The organism is Stenotrophomonas sp. 2619, from assembly GCF_040548725.1.
In the GTDB taxonomy this organism is placed as follows: Bacteria; Pseudomonadota; Gammaproteobacteria; order Xanthomonadales; family Xanthomonadaceae; genus Stenotrophomonas; species Stenotrophomonas maltophilia_AP.
Genome location: NZ_JBEPSF010000004.1, coordinates 126,953 through 148,717 on the forward strand (window position 1 = coordinate 126,953; position 21,765 = coordinate 148,717).

Consider the following 21,765-nt stretch of genomic DNA (forward strand, 5'->3'; position numbering starts at 1 on the left):
GGAGCTTCTCACTGCGGAAGAGGGAAGGGACACGCGCTGCGGTGGCCGCGATGGTGCGCAACGCGGGTAACACCGGCGTTGCACGCGCAAGGCAGTTGCGGCGCAATGGCCGCACCGGGCCGTGGCCACGCGCGGTGGCCGTGGAAATGTCGGGCGTCATGCTCACTGCCGTTGCGTGCCCGGGGCGGCCATGCGCGCACGTTGTTCGGCACTCAGTTCGCCCATGCCCACCACCTGCACCACGCTGTCCGGGTCGTAGCGGTCATCGCCCTTGGCTGGGGTGACGCTACTGGTCTCCTCACCGAAGCCCAGCACCTGCACGCTGATGGTGGACGGCTGCGCCTGGCGGGTTTGGCGCTTGACCATGTCCTGCGCGGCCTGCACGGCGTTGTTGGCCGCCGCACTGGCCGAGGTCAGCGCGTTGACGTTCACTGCCGCCACCATCGGAATGCCCACGGCCTTGCCCTGCACCTGGATGTTGTCGGCGTTGAGCACCTGCAGCGCGGCCAGGTTGACGTTGCCCGACACGCGGATACCCGCTTCGCCCGCATCGATGGTGCCCAGCGGCGCGATCAGGTCGATGTCGCCCGGCGGTACTTCGGCGATCGGGTTGAGCGTGGCGATACCGGCGCCGGTGCTGGGCGTGTTCGGCGACAGCGCCACGTTGCCGACGCTGTCGTACACGCGGCGCTGCGGGGTGTAGACCACGGTGGTCTTGCTGCCGCGCCCGGCGTTGATGTCGCCTTCTGCCGACCAGGCCAGCACGTTGCCGCCGAAGGTGGTGAAGATGCGGCTCTGGCCCAGCAGCAGGCTGCCGCGCGCATAGATGTTGATGTCGCCCTCGCCCTGGGTGAGCACGCCCGACCCCGGCCCCGGCACGAAGCCGCCGTCGACGCCCACCAGCGCGCGTCCACCCGGTACCAGCAGGCTGATGTCGCCGCCGAAATCGGTATGGATGCCGGCATCGTTGACCAGGTAGAACGGCAGGCCCTCGCTGGGACGACCGGCGGCGATCCACTCGGCCTCGGTCACGTAGCGTTTGCCCGGCAGCGGGCGGCGGGTGGCCACCACGTCGCCGGTCTTCTCGAAGTACAGGGCGCTGCTGAACATGGTGAGGTCGCCGCGGTAGGCGATCTCGCTGCCCTTGGCATCCTTGGCCGGCAGCAGCGTGGCGATGGCTTCGCGGCCGCGCAGGTAGCTGCCCTCGCGCGGGCCGTCCACGTCGGTGTACTCGCGGCCGCCGGCCTTGAGTTCGGCGTAGTACACGTTGCGCAGGAACGCGCTCTGCTGTTCGGCCGGCAGCTGCGCGAAGAACGCCTGGGCGTCCATGCTGGCCGCGTCGAAATGCAGGCCCCGGCCGTTGGCACCGCCGAAGCGCGCGGTAAGCCAGTTCACCAGATGCAGCTGGCTGTCATGCTTGAACTCGCGGGCCAGGTCGCGGTTGGCCGCGCCGGTGCCACCGCTGGCGGTGGCCGCATCGCGCGCCTGGTCCAGCGTCTGCTGCTGTTGTGCGAGGAACGCAGCGGCACCGGCCTCGTCGCCGCCGTAACCGAATTCGGTCTTCAGCCACTGCGCCAGCGAGGTGGCACCGCCGTACACACGCACCACCTTGCCGGCCTGTTCGCCCAGCGCGCGGTTGGGATCGGCCAGGTTGGCCGCGTCCAGGTAACGCGCGGCGAAGCCGGTCCAATCCGCACCGTGCGGGCCGACGCCGGCAGCCACGGCAATGGCGGCTCCGCTGCTGCGGTCGCCGGCGCCCCCGTTGGCGACCGGGCCCAGGCTGCGCAGTTCGCCCTTGTCGGCCATGTACAGGTCACGGCCGGCGCTGATGTCGAGCAGGCCGGGGCCGGCGATGTAGAAGGTGCTGAAGCGGATGTCACGGCCGGCCTGCACCACCGACACGTCGTCGGCGCTGGTATGCACGATCAGGTTGCCGCGCGCGGTGCCGACGCCGATGAAGGTCGGTTTGGGCGCGGCCGTGGGGTCGCCGCCCTTGAGCTGGCCGAACCAGCCCAGTGCGCCATCGTTGTTGCCGTACACCATGCCCACGTTGTCCAGCGCGCCCAGTGGCGTGCCCGAATTGACGATGTCACGCCCGGCACGGATGGCGACCGCGCCGCCACCGTCGTACCAGGTGGTGGTGTCGGTCCGGACGGCACCATTGCTCAGCACGTTGTTGGTGGTGGTGACGATGCTGCCGGTGCGCAGGCCCACCAGGTCACCGGTGAGCGCGTAGTAGCGCGACGGCACCTGGCCCACGTACACGTGGCCCGATGCGCTGGGGGCGGTGAACGCGAACAGGGGATAGGCCTGCGCCGAACTGCTGGGGTCGTTGCCAGACAGCAGCACGCTGGGCGCCAGGCCGGTTGGGCTGACGTTGTGGATGAACCGGCGGCCGTACCAGACCGTGTCGGCCAGGCCCACGAAGCCGGGATTGAACGGGCTGGGCAACGCGGTCGGGTCGGCGCCGGACACACCCAGGCCGGTGCCGTTGGCATAGATCGAGCCGGCCGCGAGCAGTTCCAGCTGGCCGGTGCCGCGCGCGGTGAACACATCGTCCACCGGCGACGGCGCCAGCACCACGCCGGCCACGAAGTTCTCGTTGTTGGTGCCCTGGATCGGCGCGGTGCGCGGGGTGCCGTAGTAGATGCTGCCGCTGGCGGCGGTGGCGCGCAGCACCGACGGGTACACATGGTTGCCGTCGGTGGCCTGGGCGTCGTTGCGGGTGTTGCGGTCAAGCATGGCCAGCGACGGGGTGAGGTTGCCACCGGCGGCCATCAGGTCCACCGCCGTGGACGGCGTCCACAGCGAGAACCAGCTCCAGCCGCCATCCTGGTAGGCCGTGCCGTCCACGCTGAAGGGCGTGCCGTTGTTGAACTGGGGCACGCGTCCGGGGTCGGTGACGGTGCCCAGCACCAGGTCGCCCCGGGCGTCCAGGCGTGCGCCGGCATCGCCGAGCACCAGCACCGGGCCGCCTGCCGCCGTGGCCGCTGTCGCGCTGTACATGTCGTACGGGCGCGATTCCTTGGCGTCCTGGCGGCTGCCGTAGCGCAGCTCCACGCCGCCTACCGCACCGGCTTCCAGGCGCAGCGCACCGCGCAGGTTGGTGAAGCTGCCGTTGAGTTCCAGGTGATGGATGTCGTTGACGGTGACCAGGTTGGCCTCCGGCGGGCTGTTGCTGCCGGTGTACGAGCGCAGCGCGGGGTCGGCGTTGAGGCCGCCGCCGATGCGGATGTCCAGGTCGCCGCCGCCGGTCTGCACCAGGGTGCCGTCGGCGGTAACGCGACCGGTGCTGGCCACGGCCAGGTTGAGACCGGCGCTGCGGTTGATGTGGACCCCGCCGTGGTCGCCCCGCCCCTGCAGCATGCCGGCGTCTCCGGTCGCGTCCAGCAGCAGGTTGCCGCCGCCGAGCGTGCCGAACCCGGTGAAGCCGATCAGTCGCGGCATTTCCACGAAGTTGTTGTAGTAGTTGGCGCCGTTGGGCGCCGCCACGTAGGTGCCGAAGTTGATCCACCACGCGGTGGGCAGGCCGTCGGCCCCGCCCTGCACGCTGCCGGTGCCCTGCCGCCACAGCCAGTTGCCCACCGCGGCGGTGGAACTCACCCGGTCGGTGGCATAGCCCAGCGCTTCGGCACGCAGGGTGGTGCCCGGTCGGCCCAGGCTGTCGCCCACGATGGTGCCGCCGGCGCGCAGCAGCAGGTTGCCGCCCGCCTCGGGATACCAGGCCTGGTACAGGCTCTGGCTGCCGCCGTCGACCAGGTGTTCGAACACACTGCCCTTGTCGCCGAGCACGGTGTTGCCGATCGGGTTGGAGGGATTGGGCGTCACCACCGCACGCGGCTGGTTGTAGGGATCGCGGCCCTGGGTGGACACCACCGCCGACGGCGTACCGGCGGTGTACACGCCGTACAGCGAGGTGGTGGCGATGTCGCCGCCGGACACCAGGCGCAGGTCGCCGGTGCCGGTACGCACCACGCTGGGCAGCTGCTCACGGCCCGGCAGCGTCTTGAATTCCCTGTCCGGCGGAACCTCCGGCGAACCCACGGCGGCCAGACCGTCGTAACCGAGGTCGTTGAGATTTTCCGGGCCGCTGTAGATCAGGCCCCAGCCCATCAGTTCGGCGATCTGGTCGTCGGTGAAGGCAGACCCGGCGGTCGGGACGAAACTCAGCATGTACTCACCGAAGAACACGTTGACCATTTCGACGAACAGGTCGGGATCGCCCCAGACATACGTGGCCGGCGAGCCGGTGCCGGGAATGTCCACCACCGCCCCACCCTGCCCGTAATGCGGGTCGGACAGACGCAGGCTGCCGGTACCGGCGCGGTCGATGGTGAGGCGGTCGGCACCGGCCATGTCGGCGCCGGCCACCAGGCTGATGTCCCACGATTGCGAACCGGCCGCCAGCATCGGCGCCAGCGCCCAGATGCGGCCCTGGTTGCCGTCGGCGTCGGTGGGCCGCAGGTTGACCGTGGTGGCGCCGCCGGGCAGCTTGACCTCGGTATCGCTGGGAATGAAGGCACCCTTGGCCAGGCCAAGGTCAGTGGCCAGGGTGACCAGGTTGCCGATCGGCGAGGCGGGCAAGGCCACGCCTGCCGGCCAGGTCATCGCCGCGATGTTGGCGGCCATCGGCAGGCGCAGGCCGGCGGACAGCTGCGCGCCCTGCGGCAGGGTGACCGCGTCGGCCAGCACGGTGCCGGCCGCGTACAACAGCGCGCCGGACGCATCGTGCACCGCCGCGCCCAGCACCGTGCCCTTGGCCAGCGCCAGGGGCAGCGCCAGGCGCGCATCGGCCGGCAGCAGGGTGCCGGCGGCCATCTGCATGCCGCCGATGGGCAGGTCGTAGTTGAGCACCTTGCCCGAATTGAACACGCTGCCCGCGGCCAGCGTGACCAGCCCGCCGTGCGGCACCACCACGTCGCTGCCGAACAGCTGGCGGCCGGCGGTCAGGTACCAGCCGTTGTCGTCGAAGGTGCTGCCCAGGCGGCTGCCATCGAAGCCATCGCTGATGCTGCCGAACACCTCCAGGTCGCCCTGCGCGCGCAGCACCAGCGCGCCGGCTTCACCGGAGCCGCGCACGCTGCTGCGCGCCAGCGCCGGGGTAAGGCTGGCATAGCGATGGGCGGACAGGTCCAGGTCGCCGTCCACGTGCAGGTTGCCGTCGGCGTTCACGCCCAGGTCGGCCACCACTTCCACGCCGGGGCGCAGGTGGAACGCGTCGCCGTAGCGACGCAGGCCGGCCAGGCGGTTGTCGACCAGCGCGCTGTTGCCCAGTGCGGCGTCCATGAAGGTGCTGCTCTGCGCGTGCAGGCGGTCGAGGTAGGCCTGGTCGATGACCTGGTAGGTTTCGCCGCTGGCGGTGCGGTCGCTGCCGGCGGCGGCGCTGTTGTCGGTGATGAAGGCATTGAGCTGGATCGCCTTCGCACCGTCGATGGTGATCGCGCCGCCAGCGTCGATGGCCACGTCGTTGCTGCCCACGCGCGGCGCGTTCAAGGCCACCGTGCCGTGGCTACGCTCGCTGCCGGCCACGCGCAGGTCCATGCGCGCGCCGCTGGCGATGGCCAGCGAGCCGGTGCCCGAATCGATCTCGATGGTGGCCCGGTTGGGCGCATCGATGGCCACGCCGTAGCTGTCACGGCGCAGCACGCTGGCACTGGCATCGAGCACCGCCGTGCTACCCAGGCTGACCCCGTTGCGCGCGGCCAGGCGGATGCTGCCGGCCTGTTCGCCGCTGGCATCGACGGTGCCGTTGACGGTGAGCTGGCCGTTGTCCAGCCCGATGTTCACCTCGTGCGCCACCACTTCGTCGCCCAGCACCAGGTCGCCCAGGCCGATGCGGAAGGTGCGCGCGCCGGTGACGCCATCGCGGGTGAGGCGGGTGTTGAGGCCGCTGAAATCGGCGATGGACTGCCCATGCAGGTCGATCCGACCGGCGCTGTAAGGCACGTCGGTGCCGCCGGCATCGTAATGCCCGCTGCTGCTGCCGAGCAGGGTGCCGGCCAGGTCGATGGCACCGCTGGCAGCACGCACGCGCAGTGAACCGGCGCGGTTGTTCTGCGCGGCCAGGTCGATGCGTGCAGCGGCGGCCTGCTGCACGTTGCCGCTGCGGCTGTCGATCACCACATCACCGCCCCAGCTGTACTTGGCGGTGTCGAAGAAGGTGATGCGGCGGCCGGCCAGGTCCAGCTGCGCGCCGTCGGCCAGGCGCACATCGCCCTGCGCGGCCAGGCTCAGCTTGCCGCTGGGCAGCAGCACGGCGGTGTCCAGCAACAGGGTGCCGGCGCGGCTGTCCAGGGCGATTTCCGCGCCCAGCGCGCCGGCCAGCGCGGCGTTGTCGGGGCGGGCCGCGGCACCGTTGCCGGTGACCTGCAGGTTGCCGCCGGCGGTGATCGTGTTGACCGACCCGGCCGCGCCGGTGAGCAGCGGGGTGGTGATGAACAGTTCGCCACCCTGGCGGGCGTACGAGCGCGTGGCCGCGTCCCAGTCGCCCTGGGTTTCGAACACGCCCAGGCTGCCCTTCTGGTTGGCGGTGAGGCGCTCGCTGGCGTTGAGGTGCACGCCGGCAAAGCCCAGGGCGAGGCGGTCCTGCGCACGCACGGTGTCCGGCTGCGTGCGCGGGCCGTAGCCCAGCACGATCTCGCGGGCGTCCACCACCAGCTGGCCGTGACCGGTGCCCGGGCCGTCGGCGATGATGCTGCCGGCCGGCGCCAGCGCGCCGCTCCAGACCAGGGTGTCGGTATGGATGCGGGCCACGGCATCGGCGTCGCCGTAACCGTAGATGGCCGGCGTGCCCAGCACCAGCTGCTTCAGCGCGGACCTTCCGGTGACCGCATCGAAGGTGGACAGCGACACATCGCCGTAGAAGTTGACCGACTCGCGCGCGGTCAGCGACAGCGCTTCCAGCGCCGGTGCACCCACGCTGGTGTCGCCCAGCAGCAGGCGGCTGAGCACGTCCTGGTTGAGGGTCATGCCAGAGGGCAACGTACCGCGCGCGGTGGCGTCGGCAATGGCGTCGGCACTGCCGACGTTGATGCCACCCACGGCCAGGGACAGGTTGCGCGTGCCATAGCGCACCGCATCGCCGAGCACGAACCGGTTGTCGGTGGCGGTGGCGATGGTGCCTTCGGAGTACAACCGGGTCTGGCCGGTGCAGGTGCCGGCCACCGCGCAGGCGCCGATCTCGATGCTGCCGGCGCCGTTGCCCTGGGCGTCCGGCGCATCGGGCGCCAGCAGGTTGATCTGGCCGTTGGACACGGCCAACAGTGCGTTGCGGCCGGGCGCGTAGATGTAGCCCTGGGTGGCGTCGTAGGCGGCGGTCCCCTGGCCCAGCGTGTTGATGCCCGCGCCCTGCTCCAGCACAATGCCGCCGGCCAGGCGGCCGGTCATGAGGAACACGTCGGCGGCCTGCAACTGTGCACCGGCACGCAGCACGATGCTGTTGCTGCCCGAACTGCCGTCGATGGTGATCACGTTGGCCGACTGCAGCGAGCCGGTCTTTGCGTTGGCGTAAGTGCTGCGCAGCTGCCCGCCGATTTCCAGGCGCGCCGCGCCGACGCGGTTCAGTTCGCTGGCATGCACCGAAATGCCGTTGAAGTCCGCGCTGGCTTCGGCACCATCGGCCAGGATTTCGTAGTGGGTGGCATTGACCAGGCGTGCTACCGAACCGGTGCCGCCGCTCGCCGCTGTGTCCAGCACGGTGGCGTTGAACTGCAGCGACGGCTGGTCCAGCCCACCGGCCAGGGCCGGACTGGTCACGTTGAAATTGACCGCCTTGGCGTCGCGCTCGAGCAACGGGCGCGGGGCGCCTTCGCGCGCGGCCTGCTGCAGGGCGAAACTGGCGTAGCTGGTTTCGTTGTATTGCGCGTAATTGCGCAGGGTGTCGGCGGCGGTGACCACCAGCTGGGTGGGCAGCACGTCGCTGCTGCCGGTGTTGGCAATGCCCAGCCGTGCCGAGGTGCTCCACGAGCCGTTGCGCAGGGCCTGGGTGGTGCCGAAGGCCGCCGCGCTGCCGGCCAGGCCGTTGAGTTCCACCCGGAACGCACCGGGCAGCAAGGCATAGGTGGACGGCAACAGCGTATAGGTGCCGGCCGGCAAGCCCGGCACACCGGCGCCGATGGTGACCTGCTGGCCAATGGCCGGGTCGCCGGCGCCGCGCTCGCTGCCCAGCGGCGCCTGCGCAGCCTGGGCGCCGGGCACGATGGCGTACACCGGGTTGGTGGCCAGGCCCGGCAGGGTGAAGCCGTCGCGGCCCATCTGCACCAGCGGGTGCAGGCGCGCATCGGTGGAGCCGCCGCGGCCGGACAGGAACGCCGCACCGGTCAGTTCGCCGCCGCCGGACAGGTCCAGTACCGCGCCCTGCTGCGCGTTCACTGCGTGCGAGCGGAATTCCACCTTCGGTTCGCCGCCCACGCCCTGGTAGGCCACGTCCACGCCGTTGTAGTTGTAGACCAGCCCATCGACGGTGCCGCCGTAGGGCATCACCAGGTCCTTGGCACTGACCGAGGTCACGCTGCCCGGCAACAGGTTGACCACGCCGGTGTAGCCGCTGCCATCGGCGCGGCCCAGCGTGATGGTGCCCAGCGGCGCGCGCAGCACGCCGCCCTGGTTGATCACCGCCGCGCCAAAGCTCATGTTGCCGAACACGCTGTACGGCTGCGGTGGCAACGCGGTGCCCACGCGCTGGATGTCCAGCACGCGGTCCGGGTTCAGTTCGGTGGTCAGCGCGCCCCACTCGTTCAACGTGCTGCGCAGGCCCACGGTGACGTTGCCGCTGCCGTAGATCTGCGCGGCCGCCAGGGTGGTGTTGCCCGGCGAGAACAGGTCGGCGGCGCGCAGGCGCAGGTCGCCCTGGCTCTGGATGCGCACCGTGCCGAAGGCATCGCGTTCGACCACCAGCGGATCGACCGCATTGCGCACGATCTCGCCGTTCGCACCGAAACCGACGGCGCCCACCACGTCGACCAGGTTCCCGGCGAAGGTGATGGACGCGGCGTCGGCCAGCGTAGCCACGCCCAGCGAGCCGGCGGCCGGGGTGAGGTTGCGCGACCCGGTCACCGGGTTGGGCATGATGGTGTTGTCGATCTGGCGGCGCGCCGCGCCGGACAAGCGCAGGTACGGCGCGTCCAGCCGGACCTGGCTGTCGCGTGCGGCGTCGGTGGACAGGCCCAGCGCGCTGGCGGTGAGGTACAGCGCCTGGCGCATGCTGAGCGTCACGTTGCCGTCGAAATCGAGCAGGCCGTTGACGTACAGCGACGCGGTGTCGAAGCCGCCGGCCTGGAGGGCATCCACGCCGTAGCGCGCCTTGCCGTAGGCCAGGCTCGGGTCGCGTTCACCGGCCACCACGTCCGCACCCAGGCCGCTGCCACTGTACTGCTGCTCAATCACCAGCTCGCGCGGTAGGCGCACGCCGTCATCCACCTCGGCGCCCTTGCTGCTCCAGCGGTCGACCTGGCCGTACACCGGGGTTTCCAGGTTCAATGCCAGCGTGCCGCCGCGCGCGCCGTTGCCACCGGCTGCCGCATGCAGGCTGCCATCCACATACAGGCCGTTGCTGGCACTCAAGGCGATCACGCCGCCGTGGCTGGCCACGGCCGTCTGGCCGAGGCCGGGCAGGTCCAGCACCGCCTGCGCGCCGGAGGCCTCCAGCCGGGCACCGTCGCGCACCACCACGAATGCGTCGATGGCCGGCAGGTCGCGCGAGGCCAGGTCATGCCGCGCGCCGATTTCAATCGTGCCGCCGTCCAGCACCTTGCCCTGGCGGTCGCCGGTGGCGCCCACCGCGGTGTAGGCGGCGCCGGAGACGTCCAGCAGCGCGTGCTCGCCGATCCAGATCGAGCGCGCGTTCGGCATGCCGTTGGGGCGGTTGAGCAGCGGGCCTTCGCCCAGGTCGCCGCCGAGCACGCTGATGCGGCCGCCGCGGGCCTGCAGTGTGCCGTCGAGGGTGATCTGCGCATTGCCGGTCAGCTGGAGGGCCTGGCCCGGGTCGACGGTGATCCGGCTGTCCGTGCCGACCTCCAGGTCGGCGGCGTTCTGCGGCGTGCCGGCGGTCAGTGACAGGCCCGCGCCCTTGCGCAGCGTCACCGCACCGCTGGTCGGGTCATCCTGCTGCAACGGCGGCAGCCAGGCCGACAACGCCCCGTGCGGATCGTCGCCGCTGGCCAGTGCGCGCGCGGCGGCCAGGTCGACCTGCAGCAGCGGCATCGCCACGTCCGCGCGCGCGCCGTCCACCACGGTGACGCCGTCGCGGCCGATCACGTTGTACTGCTTGAAGCCGGACTGGAACAGGCTGCTGTCCAGCGCCAGGAACGACTGCACCGGCACCTCGCGCTGCCACACCGTGCCCACCGGCAGGCGCGTGCCGGCCGGTACGGTGATCGCCGCAGTGGCCACGCTGCCGGCGGTGTAGCGCGAGGTCTGCGCGGGAATCGGCAGGCCGCCAGGGAAGACATTGGCCGGCACCACGTAGCCGGCCGGCAGGTCGGCGATGGTCCACAAGGTGGTGCCCGCGGGCAGGATCTCGCCGGCCTGGCGCACCGGGCCGTAGTTGGCCAGCTGCACGCTGGTGGGCAGCACCCATGGGGCCTGGGTGGTGATCGGCTTGCTGCTGCTCACTTCCGGCCGCACCGTCACCGGCATCGGCTTGCCGCCCGACACGTGGGTGACGGTGATGGCGAAGCTCAGCGGGATGATGTCGCCGGGCTGCAGGATCACGTCGGCGGCCAGGCGCACCGGCAGCGTGCTGGCCTCACCAGCGGCCAGGTGTTCGACCGCATCGGGGATGTCCCCGCCGATGCTCACCAGCGTGCCGTTTTCGATGTTGAGCGCGCCGCCGCCCTTGACGCCATGCGCGCGGATGCTGCCATCCAGCGACAGCACGCCGCTGCCCATGTTCTGGCCGGCGGCCAGGGTGACGTTGCCGCCCTTGCCGCCCGTCACCTCGCCGTCCACGCCCATCGCCGCGCCGGAGGACACATCGATCAGGCTGCCCTTGCCCAGGCTGACGTTGCCGGTGCTGCGCAGCGACACACTGCCGCCATCGACGAACGGCAACCCGGCGATGGACGCCGGGTCCTGCCACTGGTTGGTCCACAGGCCGCGCGCATCGAGGGTGACGTTGTCGCCCACCATGACCTGGTGCAGCAGGGTATCGCCCGGGCGCGCACTGATCGGCAGGTCCAGCCACGGCGTGCCGGTTGCCGTGTGCTGCACCACCATGTCGCCGAGTGCGATGCTGCCGCCACGGGCGCGCAGGTCGGCGTTGATGCGCACGTCGCTGGCATGCAGGGCGATGCTGCCGCCATGCGCCACTTCGACGGCCTGGTCCACGCGGATGCCGGCATGTGCGTACACCGCCACGCCACCGAATGCCTGCGCGTTGAGCCATGCCGCGTCCAGCGCGATCGTGCCTGCGTCGGCGCTGTCACCCTCGCCGACGGTGACACGCTCGACCAGTGGCGCAGGGCTGAAGCGCTGCTGGCCACTGTCCTTGTCGTAGAACGGCAGGTAGCTGCCCACCACCAGCTGGCCCTGCCGGGCCACGCTGGTCTGTGCCTGCTGGTAGCCGTCCAGCGCGCCGTCACGCGCACGCTGCTGGCGCTCGCCCTGGAAGGTGGTGGTGTCCACCTCGCCCTGCAGCTGCGCATGGGCCGTGGACACGATCAGCTGGCCGGCGTCGCGGCCCACGGTGTAGCCGTTTTCCAGCTTGCGCTGCGGGGCGATCAGCGGGTTGTAGTAGAAGGTGGTGTTGCCCCAGCGCGCGTGGGTGTCTTCAAAGCCACGGTACAGGCCGGTGTAGAGCAGGTCGCCGGGGGCGGTGGAGGCGTTGTACAGCACGCCGTCCGCGCCCTTGAGGTGGGTCAGGTTGACGTAGCCGGTCTGCACGTCCAGCGCGCCGCCGGACAGGTTGATGCTGGAGCCGCGCGCGGTGGTCACGTTGCCGCCGCTGAACTGCACGGTGCCGCCCTGCGCCGACCACTCGCCGATCCCGTGCCCGGTGACGCCCAGGTAGCCGCCCACTTCGAGCAGGCCGCCGGCGGTGTACCAGCGGTCGGCCTCATAGCCATTGGTGCCGGCCGGCACCAGCACCAGATCGCGGCGGTCCAGCCAGATGTTCTTGCTGTTGAGCGATGCGTCGTCGCGGTTGAGCGGCGCGTCGCGCTGCTCGTTGCCCTGCACGTTGATCTGGACGTTGTTGGCTTCCATCGCGATCTTGACGCCGACGTAGCCGGCCACGTCGAGGCGCGCGCCCTGGCGGACCTCGCTGTCGGCGGCATCGACGAAGATCTGCCCGCCGGTGGCCAGGGTCAGGCTGCTGTCGGCGAAGGCGACCGTGCCGCCCGTGTTGATCTGCACCAGCGACTGGTCACGGCGATGGGCGATACCGTCGCCGACCTTGTCCGAGTCCTGCACCAGGGTTTCGCGCTGCACGTCCAGCGCCGTGGTGGCGCTGGGGTCGAGCACGATCGCGGTGGTGCTGCCCTGGTCCAGCAGCACGCTGCCGGTGGTGTCGGCGCGTTCGTTCTGCAGGTGTACGGTGCCGCGGGTGTGCACCGAGGTGGTGGACAGCAGCGTGCCCTGCTGGCGCACGTCGTGGCCGGCCAGGGTGATGTCACCGGTGCTGGCCTGGACCAGGCCGGTGTTGCTGACCACGCCGCTGGCAGGTGCGGTATCGGCCGCGGCCGCCGTGGGGCTGCGCAGCGTGTTGACCACGTTGCCGCGGGTGGTGGAGGTCTGGTTCTGGTCGGTGGCCATGCCCTTGCGGATCACGAACGCATCACCAGCGGCCAGCGTGGTCTGGCCGTTGGCGGTGGTGATCTGGCCGTGGTTGTGCACCTGGCGGCCCAGCATGAGCACATAGCCGCCGCCGTCGGTGACCGAGGCCGGCACATGCGTGGTGATCTGCGCGCCGCGCTCGACCACCACGTCGCCGCTGGCGGCGCCATGGCTGAAGCTGCTGGCGGTGGTGGCCACCTCGTTGCCGAAGGTGGGAATGAAGCCGCTGCCCTGCGCGTCGCTGTACAGGCCCTTGCGGAACTGCGCGTCGCTGATGTTCACCGCTGCGGCAGCCAGGTTCTTGACGTTGACCTGGCTGCTGCCGTCGAACACCACGCCGTTACGGTTGACCAACATCACCGTGCCCTGGCCCTGGATGCGGCCGAGGATCTGCGAGGGTCGCGCGGACGGGTCGTTGACCCGGTTGAGCAGCGACCAGCCGGCCTGCTGGTCGAAGTCGACCACGGTGTTGCGGCCAACGTTGAAGGTTTCCCAGTTGAGGATGGCCTTGTCGGCGGTCTGCGCGATGCTGACCGTGGTGGTGCCGTCCTTGCTGGCCTGCACCGGGCCACTGGCGTTGGACCAGCCGCGGGTCAGCGCGTCATCGTCCACCTTCAGGCCGCCCTCGCCCAACCCGTCGGGCACGCTGCCGGCACGCAGGCGCGCGGCGTCACGCGCGGTCTGCTGCATGCGCTGCTGCATGGCGATGGCCTGCGCGGCGGTGTTGAGGTTGTCCAGCGAGGTCTTGAGCGTGTCGCGCGCCTTCTGCGCCTGCGCATCGGTGCGCGCCAGGTTGGACGGCATGCCGTTGGGCAGGCGGCCGCTCTGCACCGCGTTCTGCTGCTGTACGCCCTTGTTGGCGAACCACGCCGGACTGAAGGCCTGCTGCGCGGTGGCACTGGCCACCACGCCGCCGGCAACCAGCATCACTGCGATGGCCTGCGCCAGCGGACGTACCTGCGGCGTACGCAGGGATGCACCGACAACCGAACCGTTCTGCTGCTTCACCATCGCCGTCACCCGTCGCAATATCGTTCGCTGATAAGGACAAGCGCAGGTCACCGCGTTACGCGGCACGCCGTTCCCTGGCAACGGGAAGCAGCGTGACAGGGCAATGCGTTGCGCTTGTTACGCTGGATAAGACGCGGATACGTGGCAACGACTGAACCGTTGCAACAAAAATTTCATCTGCGCATGACGCCGCCGCGATGGGTGCCGTGCGCGTCATCGCGCTGTCATCGTTGCGTGCTGCAATCGCGCGCGACTGCGCGGTGCGCTCAGCCGAGCAGCACCACGCCGCCGGGCATGTTCACCACGCGTGCGCCGTACACATCGCGCACCAGGTCGATGAAGGTGTCCAGGTCGCGCAGCGGAATGCGTGCCTGCACCCGTCGCGCCTGCAGGGCCGCGCCGGTGATGACGATGCGGCCGGGCCGGTAGCGGTTGATCTCGTCCACCACCTCGGCCAAGGGCTGGTCATCGGCGACCAGCCAGCCCTGGCGCCACGCGTCGATGCGATCCGTGGCCACCTGCGCGACCGAGGCGATGCGGTCGCCGCCCAAACGCGCCTGCCAGCCCGGCTGCAGCGTCACCGTGCGGGTGCCGCGCGTCAGCGTGGCGGTGCCGGCCAGGCAGGTGACACGCACATCGGCGCCGACGCAGCGCACATTGATCCGCGTCCCTGCGGCCGGTGTGACCCGGGCACCGTCGACATGGATCGCCACGCCGGCGCTGCCGCGCGCAGGCACGCTGAACTGCGCTTCGCCCTGGCCCAGTTGCAGGCCGGTGCCGCCGTCGACGCGGCGCAGGTCGGTGCGGGTGCCCATGGCCACCGCCACCCCCTGGATATCCAGCGTGCGCTGCTCGCCGGTGGCGGTGCGGAAATCGGCCCCCAGCGCGTCCATCTCCGGCCACATGCCCAACGGCGAGCGCGCCATCAGCCAACCGCCGGCAGCGGCCGCCACCGCGCCGCCGAGGAACGCGCGGCGCGTGCGGTTGACCCGGCTGCGCGGGCGCGCGTGGGCGGCAGGCGCGGGCAACGGCAGCGACGCGGCGGCGGTGGGTGTCGGCGCGGCGGCGGTGCCGGCCTGCAGTGCCGGGCCCAGCGCATTCCACAGCGCACGCGCCTGCGCGAACGCCGCGGCGTGGCGCGGGTCGAGCGCACGCCAGCGGCGGAAGGCGTCGGCATCGGCCTGGGTGACGGGCGCGCCCTGCAGGCGCAGCAGCCAGTCGTGCGCCTGCTGCTGCAGGTCGGGCGGAATCACGGCGGAGGCAAGCGGGTTCATACCAGTCATGACGGTTTTCCGGCGCCGGGACCGAACCGCTGCACCAGCGGCCGGTCCAGCCGTGCGGCGCAATGCTGCAGCGCCTTCTTCAGGTCTTTGCCGATCATCCGCGCGGACACCCCGTGTTCGGCGGCGATGGCCTCGATGGGGCGGTGTTCCACGCGGGCGGCAATCAGGATGGCGCGCTGGCGCTCGGGCAGTTCGCGCAGCGCGTCGGTGAGTGCGGTCATCTCCGAGCGGCCGAAGGTGACCGTGGCCGGGTCCAGGTGATCGGTGCCCTCCTCCATCAGCGCCTCCACCTCGGCGCCGGTGAGCACGCGGGCATGGGCACTGCGCTGGTCGCTGGCGGCGTTGACCGCCATCCGGAACAGGTAGGCCACCGGATTGCGCTGCGGCTGCGCGCCGCCCATGCGTTCCACCCGCAACCAGGTTTCCTGCAGCGCATCCAGCGCCAGGTCATCCGAGCCCAGCCGCCGCCGCAGGCGCTTGCGGAATGCTTCGTAGTGCTCCAGCAGCACGCTGCCCAGGCTGCTCATGGCAGGCCCTTGCAGGGCGCCGTGGAGGCGGCGCTGCGCGGCAGCAACTGCAGCGTGATCGGCTGCGGCAGGTCATCGGGCAGGCCGGGCAAGGCAAGCCCGCGCACGCGGGCCAGCAGCGCCTCGTCGCGCGCGGTGTCGCCACTGCCCTGCAGCAGTGCGCTTCGTTCAACGCGGTGGGCAGCGTTCAACCAGAGTTGCAGCAAGGCACGGTAGCTGCCCGGGCGCGTGGCACGGGTGCCGCACAGGGCCTGCTCAAGCGACCGCTGGATGATCCGCGCGGCGTGTGCGGGCACCGTGCCTGCCGACGCGGCGGGTGCGCCGTCCGGCACGCCCGGAGCAGCCGCATCGACGGGGACCAGGGTGAAGGCCGCCCCGTCGATGAAGCGCGGGGCCAACCCGGTGCCTTTCAACAGGGTCTGCAGGGCGGGCAGCGGTGCAAGGGTGCCGTTGACCGGCGTCGAGCGCAGCCCACCCAGCAGATGCGCATCGATCAGAACCGCCACCCCGGTGATCTCCCCATACATCTGCAAGGCCTGCGGCAACGGTTGTGCCGGTATGTCGAAGTGACGTGGCGTACGGCTGTCGTCGGCACCGGCGGCGGCCCCCCAGGGCAGCACCAGGCCCAGCGCGGCAATGAGCATCGCAACCAGCCCCCACAAGGGTCGCGGGCGGGCCCGTGCCCCGGTGTCATCAAACTGCATGCAAGACACGCCAGCATCAGAACGCCAAGCCGGTCACGTTAGAGCGGCTTCATTGCAGCGCGGTGACAGACATGATGCAGGGAGCGACACGACGTGGATGTGCGGTGCTGGCCTGTGCCGCGCTGTGGCTGGGCCTGTACAGCCCGGTCGCACGGGCGGGCGACGCCACCGATGCCACCGGCTGCGTCGAGCTGGAGGTCAATGGCGAGCGGATCCGCGATTACGCCTGCATGAGCCGACTGTTGGCACCGGCGGCAACGACGGCAACCCCCGCATCCACGGCTCCGATGGCCGCCGAACAGCGCGTCCGCCAACCGCCCAGCGCGCTGGGGCTGGCCAACCGCGCCGCCACCCAGCAGCGCATGGGCACCAGCTTCGGGGTGTCGACCCAGCCGCAGCGACCTGCCCCACCGCCCGCGCCGGTGCGCCCGTGAGTGACTAGGGAACGGCGGGCTCGGCTGGCTGTACCCCAAGTCCCAGGCGCAGCGGCTGGCGCATGCCGGGCGGCGGGGATCCGGGCAGGGGCGCATGGTCCAGCACGGCGCTCAGGTCGGCGTCGGCCTGTGCATCGCCCAGCGAGGCGAACTGGCTGCGGATCACCGTGCCGCCCGCGTCGATCCACAGGCTGACCGCCAGCGGGGTGGCCGGTGCGGTATCAGGGTGCTGCTGCAGGAACGCCTGCAGGCGCACCACGCGCGGATCGTCGGTGCGCGCAAGACGTTCGGCCAGCGCGGTGCTGGCGCTGCTGGCATAGGCCTGCCAGGTGGCCGGCACCGCAGGCTCGGCGGTGCTGCCGGTGCTGGCCGCGGCCAGCCCTGCCAGGATCAGCCAGCCCCGTATGCGGGCGCCGCCCCGCCATTGCCACACACCCATCGCCGTTGCTCCGTCACCGTGTCATGAACCCGGACCGCGCGGCGCCGCGTACGGCGGGGGCCCGCCGGCGGCCGGGTGGGCATGTACTGTGCGCACGCTGCGTGACAGTGCGATGGCGGACGGCGTCGGTTGGCACCGACCGTGGGTCGGTGCGCCTTTGCTCAATACGTCCCGTCGAACGCGAAGATCGGTTTGCGCTGCTTCCACAGCCCCGCGGTGAAATCCGGGAAGTCCAGCGTCTGGAAGCTGTTGGCGATGGACTGCTCCGACAGCGGGGTGATCGCACTCCAGGTGATGGCGTCGTAGATGTCGATCGGCATCGGCGCGCGGGCCTTCAGTGCTTCCACGAACGCATGGATCACGAACCAGTCCATGCCGCCGTGGCCGGCGCTGGCGGCGGTGTCGGCGTGCTGCTTCCACAGCGGGTGCTCGTACTGGTCCTGGTAGCCCTTGAAGTCTTCCCACTTGTGCGGGGGGCTGCGGCCTTCGATGTGGATGGACTGGTTGACGTCCATCCACAGGCCCTTGGTGCCCTGTACGCGGAAGCCCATCGAATACGGGCGCGGCAGCGAGGTGTCGTGCTGCAGGATGATGGTCTCGCCGTTCTCGCAGGCCAGCGTGGTGGTCACCACGTCGCCCAGCTTGAAGGCCACCTTGGTGCTGGGATGGGTGGTGCCGCCGCTCTTGGCCACGGTGTAGTCGTGCAGGCCGCGCGCCTTGCTGGCGAACGCATTGATGTGGGTGAAGCGGTTGCCGCGGTTGATGCCGGTGTACATCGCGCAGGGGCCGATGCCGTGGCTGGGGTACAGCTCGCCGTTGCGCTTGACCGAGTGCTCGGTGCGCCAGCGCGCTTCGGACCAGCCCTTGGCGCCGAACTCCACGCCGCTGTCATAGGGCTGGTTGGGGTCGCCGGAGTTGAACTTCACCCCGCGCAGGTCGTGCTGGTAGCCGGCCTGCAGGTGCACCAGTTCGCCGAACAGGCCCTGCCGCACCATCTGCAGCGCGGCCATCACATCGCGCCGGTAGCAGACGTTCTCCAGCAGCATGTACGGGGCGCCGGTGGAGAGCTGGGTCTTGAGCACGTCCCAGTGGTCCTGCAGGGTGATGCCGGCCACCACCTCGCAACCGACCGCAATCTTGGCCTGCATGGCCGCAATGGCCATCGGGGCGTGGTACTCCCACGGGGTGGCGATGACCACGCCATCCAGCCCGCGCTGTTCCAGCAGGCGCTTCCAGGCATTGACGTCGCGGTCCTGGCCGTAGGTTTTCGGCGCCGGCTTGCCGGCCTTGGCCACCATCTCCACGGCGCGGCCGAGCATGATCGGTTCGATGTCGCACAGCGCCACCACCTCCACGTCGTCGCGGCGCACCAGTTCCTTCAGCAGCACCTGGCCGCGCATACCCGTGCCGATCAGGCCCAGCCGCACCTTGCGCCCGCGCGCCCAGGCCGGCACCTGCGGCAGCAGGCTGCTGGCGGCGACGGCGGCGCTGGCCGCGATGAATTCCCTACGTTGCATGGAACACTCCTCTTCTTGAGACCGCGCCAGCGGGGGCCGGCGCGGTGGAACCGTCAGAATTTGTAGCCGACGGTCAGACTGTAACCACGACCGAAGATGGTCGCGTAATCACTGGAATCGCCCAGGAAGCTGTTCGGATCGTAGAACGGCAGGCGGTCGAACAGGTTCTTGATGGTGAAGCCCACGTTCCAGTGGTCATCCGGACGCCAGGCCACGCTCAGGTTGGCGGTCCACCACGACGGGGCGCCGTCGCACTTGCTCTGTTCCACCGGCAGGTACCCGGCGGTGCAGGTCTGCGGGTTGTTGTCTTCTTCATCGATCTGCTGGAGCGCCCACTTGGTGCCGCCCACGTAATTGATGAACATGCTGGTGGTGACCTGCTTGTAGCTCCAGTCGGCGTTCAACGTGGCACGCAGGCGCGGGTTGTTGTAATAGCCCACCAGGTCACCGTAGTACCAGCCGCTTTCCTCGTCCAGGTAGGAGCGGTTGCGGTTGGCGATGGTGGCGGCCACGCCGATGTTCAGGTTGCCCCACTCGCCCAGCGAGAAGCGGCTGCGCGCGTCGATGTCGAAGCCGTCGATCAGGGTCTTGCCGCGGTTCTTGTACTGGCCCACCACGCTGGCCACGTTGCCGGTGCTGTAACCGGGCAGCGTGCCGGGGCAGCTGACGCCGCTGGCCGGGTCGGCGCACATGGCCGCCAGCGCCGCCTGGTTGGCACGGTCGGCTTCGGTGATCGGCGAGCGGGTCGAGGAGATGATGTCTTCGTCGCGGGTGTAATCGGGTGCGACGATTTCGTTGGTGCGGTAGATGAACCAGTAATCGGCCGACACCGACAGCCACGCGGTGGGCTCGTAGACGAAGCCCAGCGTGGTGATCTTGGCCTTCTCCGGCTTCAGCTCCGGGTTGGGCTGGGTCATGCGCGCCACGGTGCGGCTGCAGTCGCTGTTGAGCAGGGTCTTGCCCAGGTCCACGTCACCGCCACGCCGGGACTGCAGCAGCAGGTTGGCGATGGCGTTGGTCTCGTTGCAGCGCAGTTCGTCGCGGTAGCCGCCGAGCTGGGCGAACACGCCGCCGTTGCCGGATTCGGCCAGGCTGGGCGCGCGGAAGCCGGTGGAATAGGTGCCGCGCAGCATCAGCTGGTCGAACATCTGGTACTTCAGGCCGACCTTCGGGGCCAGGTTGGCGCTGAAGTCGGGGTACTTGTCCACGCGCAGTGCCGCGTCCAGTTCCAGCTTCTCGGTGAGCGGGGCCACGGTTTCGGCGAACAGCGCGTAGGTGTTGCGCTTGCCGTCGAACCACGAGCCACCCTGCTGGGTGATCAGGCCGTTGGCCGCGTCGGGGTTGCCGGGGGTGTAGAAGGTTTCGCGGCTGGCATTGAAACCGAAGGCCGCGCGCACTTCACCGGCCGGCATCTGGAACAGCGGGCCTTCGATCTTGCCGTCCAGGGTGTGCAGGCGGGTCCAGGACTGGATGTCGAAGGTGGGGAACGCTTCGCGGATCAGCGCCGCGTTGGCGTCGCTGATTTCGCCGAACTTGTACGCCGGGTGGTCGGAGATGATCACCCGCCCGGTGCCCGGGTCGACGCTGTACGGGCCAAACGCCTTCTCGAAGCCGGCCAGGTTGACGTTGGTGGTCTGGTAGGTCACCGAGTGGCTGCCGGCGGTGGCGAAGGCGGTTTCCCAGTTCCAGTCGCCCACGTCGCCGCGCAGGCCGGCCACCACGCGGTAGCTCTGGTCGGTGTTGCGCTGGCCGAAGTGGCTGGCGCCCACGTCCTGCAGCAGGTACTGCAGGCCGACCACGCCCCCCATCAGGGCCTTCAGTTCGGGCGAAGCGTGGTTGTACTCGTTGTTCGGGCCCAGGTACGGGTACAGGAACTGGTTGACGGTGGTGCCGGTGTTGCGCGAGAACCAGCTGGTGGGGTTGCCGGTGGTGGTGCCGTAGGCACGCGGGGTGCCGCCGTTGGCGGTGAGGTCGATGTCGGTGTAGGTCGCTTCGGCGAATGCCTCGGTGCTGTCGCCGATCAGGAAGTGGGCGTTGACGTAGGCGGTATTGCGCTCGGACTTGGCGCCGGCGTCGATCTCGTTGTTCATCCACGTCTCCCAGATACAGCGCGGGCCGGCCGCTTCACTGGTGAGCACGTTGTTGCAGCCCGGTGCGGCTTCCTGCACGCGACGACCGGTGACCGGGTCGAAGGCGAAGTAGCTGCCCGGGTTGAACTCGCCCGGCTTGCTGCCGGTGCCCAGGCGCAGGTTGGGCAGGTAGTTGGGATTGTTGACGTAGTACTGGGACGGGCGCTTGTCGTAGAAATCGCTCAGCGGAATCGCATCGCGCCGGTACAGGTTGACCGAGGCGTACACGTTGTAGCGGTCTTCATCCAGGTCACCGAAGCCGGCGGTGATGCTGCCCTGGTGTTCGCCGTAGGAACTGATCCGCGACGATTTGTCGGTGGTGAGGTTGATTTCCGCGCCCTGGTAGGAGCGCTTGGTGATCACGTTGATGACGCCGGCCACCGCGTCGGTGCCGTACACCGCCGAGGCGCCGTCGGTGAGCACTTCCATGCGTTCGATCGCCGCGGCGGGAATCGCATCGATGTTGACGAACTGGGTCTGGAAGCCGGCCGGCGCGCCGTAGTACGACAGGCGACGCCCGTTCAGCAGCACCAGCGTGCCCTGTGCGCCGAGGCCGCGCAGGTTGGCCTGCGAGGCGCCGTCGGAACCGGTGAACAGCGAGCGCGCATCCTGCTGGGCGGGGCGTGCCGCCGGCAGGTTGTCGAGCACCTGCAGCAGCGTGCGCGCGCCCATGTTCTCGATGTCCTGCTTGCTGATCACCTGCACCGGCGAGGCGGTTTCCACGTCGCTGCGGCGGATGTTGGAGCCGGTCACTTCAATGCGCTGCAGCTCGGTGGCCTTGGCAGCGGGCGCGGCCTCCTGCGCACCGGCGTTGCCGACCACGGCAAGGGCCAGGCCCAGTGCGATGGACAAGGGGGTAGCGGGGATGCAGCGATGGCGATGGCGTTCGGTCAACATCTTTGTCTCCTTGTTCGATCCGCAGCGTGGGGCTGGCGGTGGATGGGTGTTTT

At 70.1% G+C, this 21,765-nt stretch carries 8 protein-coding genes; 1 reads left to right on the forward strand and 7 read right to left on the reverse strand.

Annotated features, from left to right (window positions below; translation table 11 throughout):
* Nucleotides 1-162: 162 nt before the first annotated feature.
* The 4 genes from ABIA71_RS06005 to ABIA71_RS06020 form a co-directional block, all read right to left on the reverse strand.
* Entirely contained in the window at nt 163-13,782 is a 13,620-nt protein-coding gene (locus ABIA71_RS06005; protein ID WP_354283914.1) for a filamentous hemagglutinin family protein, read from the reverse strand.
* 266 nt (nt 13,783-14,048) lie between these two features.
* Nucleotides 14,049-15,065 (reverse strand): FecR family protein, encoded by a 1,017-nt coding sequence (locus ABIA71_RS06010; RefSeq protein ID WP_354283916.1) that lies wholly within the window; start codon nt 15,063-15,065, stop codon nt 14,049-14,051.
* Nucleotides 15,062-15,592, reverse strand: coding sequence for an RNA polymerase sigma factor (locus tag ABIA71_RS06015; RefSeq protein WP_354283918.1), 531 nt, complete (start codon nt 15,590-15,592; stop codon nt 15,062-15,064). Before ABIA71_RS06015 ends, ABIA71_RS06010 begins: the two co-directional genes overlap by 4 nt.
* Nucleotides 15,589-16,296 (reverse strand): hypothetical protein, encoded by a 708-nt coding sequence (locus tag ABIA71_RS06020; RefSeq protein ID WP_354283920.1) that lies wholly within the window; start codon nt 16,294-16,296, stop codon nt 15,589-15,591. Before ABIA71_RS06020 ends, ABIA71_RS06015 begins: the two co-directional genes overlap by 4 nt.
* Before the next feature lie 104 nt (nt 16,297-16,400).
* Here ABIA71_RS06020 and ABIA71_RS06025 point away from each other — a divergent pair, with 104 nt between their 5' ends.
* Nucleotides 16,401-16,730, forward strand: a complete 330-nt coding sequence (locus tag ABIA71_RS06025; protein WP_354283922.1) for a hypothetical protein — start codon at nt 16,401-16,403, stop codon at nt 16,728-16,730.
* 4 nt (nt 16,731-16,734) lie between these two features.
* Here the strand turns inward: ABIA71_RS06025 and ABIA71_RS06030 are convergent, their stop codons facing one another.
* The 3 genes from ABIA71_RS06030 to ABIA71_RS06040 all read right to left on the reverse strand — a co-directional run bounded on the left by ABIA71_RS06030 (nt 16,735) and on the right by ABIA71_RS06040 (nt 21,712).
* Nucleotides 16,735-17,169, reverse strand: a complete 435-nt coding sequence (locus ABIA71_RS06030; protein ID WP_354283924.1) for a hypothetical protein — start codon at nt 17,167-17,169, stop codon at nt 16,735-16,737.
* Between the two features lie 161 nt (nt 17,170-17,330).
* Nucleotides 17,331-18,686 carry a Gfo/Idh/MocA family protein gene (locus ABIA71_RS06035; protein ID WP_354283926.1) on the reverse strand — a complete coding sequence of 452 codons (1,356 nt, stop codon included), beginning with the start codon at nt 18,684-18,686 and terminating at the stop codon, nt 17,331-17,333.
* 53 nt (nt 18,687-18,739) lie between these two features.
* On the reverse strand, nt 18,740-21,712 hold the full coding sequence (locus ABIA71_RS06040) for a TonB-dependent receptor domain-containing protein (protein ID WP_354283928.1): 2,973 nt from the start codon (nt 21,710-21,712) through the stop codon (nt 18,740-18,742).
* Nucleotides 21,713-21,765: the final 53 nt, after the last annotated feature.

What these genes read in the sequence shown, in the direction of transcription:
- ABIA71_RS06005 (WP_354283914.1), bottom strand. Translation starts at nt 13,782, where the DNA reads ATGGTGAAGCAGCAGAACGGTTCGGTTGTCGGTGCATCCCTGCGTACG.
- ABIA71_RS06010 (WP_354283916.1), bottom strand. Translation starts at nt 15,065, where the DNA reads ATGACTGGTATGAACCCGCTTGCCTCCGCCGTGATTCCGCCCGACCTG.
- ABIA71_RS06015 (WP_354283918.1), bottom strand. Translation starts at nt 15,592, where the DNA reads ATGAGCAGCCTGGGCAGCGTGCTGCTGGAGCACTACGAAGCATTCCGC.
- ABIA71_RS06020 (WP_354283920.1), bottom strand. Translation starts at nt 16,296, where the DNA reads ATGCAGTTTGATGACACCGGGGCACGGGCCCGCCCGCGACCCTTGTGG.
- ABIA71_RS06030 (WP_354283924.1), bottom strand. Translation starts at nt 17,169, where the DNA reads ATGGGTGTGTGGCAATGGCGGGGCGGCGCCCGCATACGGGGCTGGCTG.
- ABIA71_RS06035 (WP_354283926.1), bottom strand. Translation starts at nt 18,686, where the DNA reads ATGCAACGTAGGGAATTCATCGCGGCCAGCGCCGCCGTCGCCGCCAGC.
- ABIA71_RS06040 (WP_354283928.1), bottom strand. Translation starts at nt 21,712, where the DNA reads ATGTTGACCGAACGCCATCGCCATCGCTGCATCCCCGCTACCCCCTTG.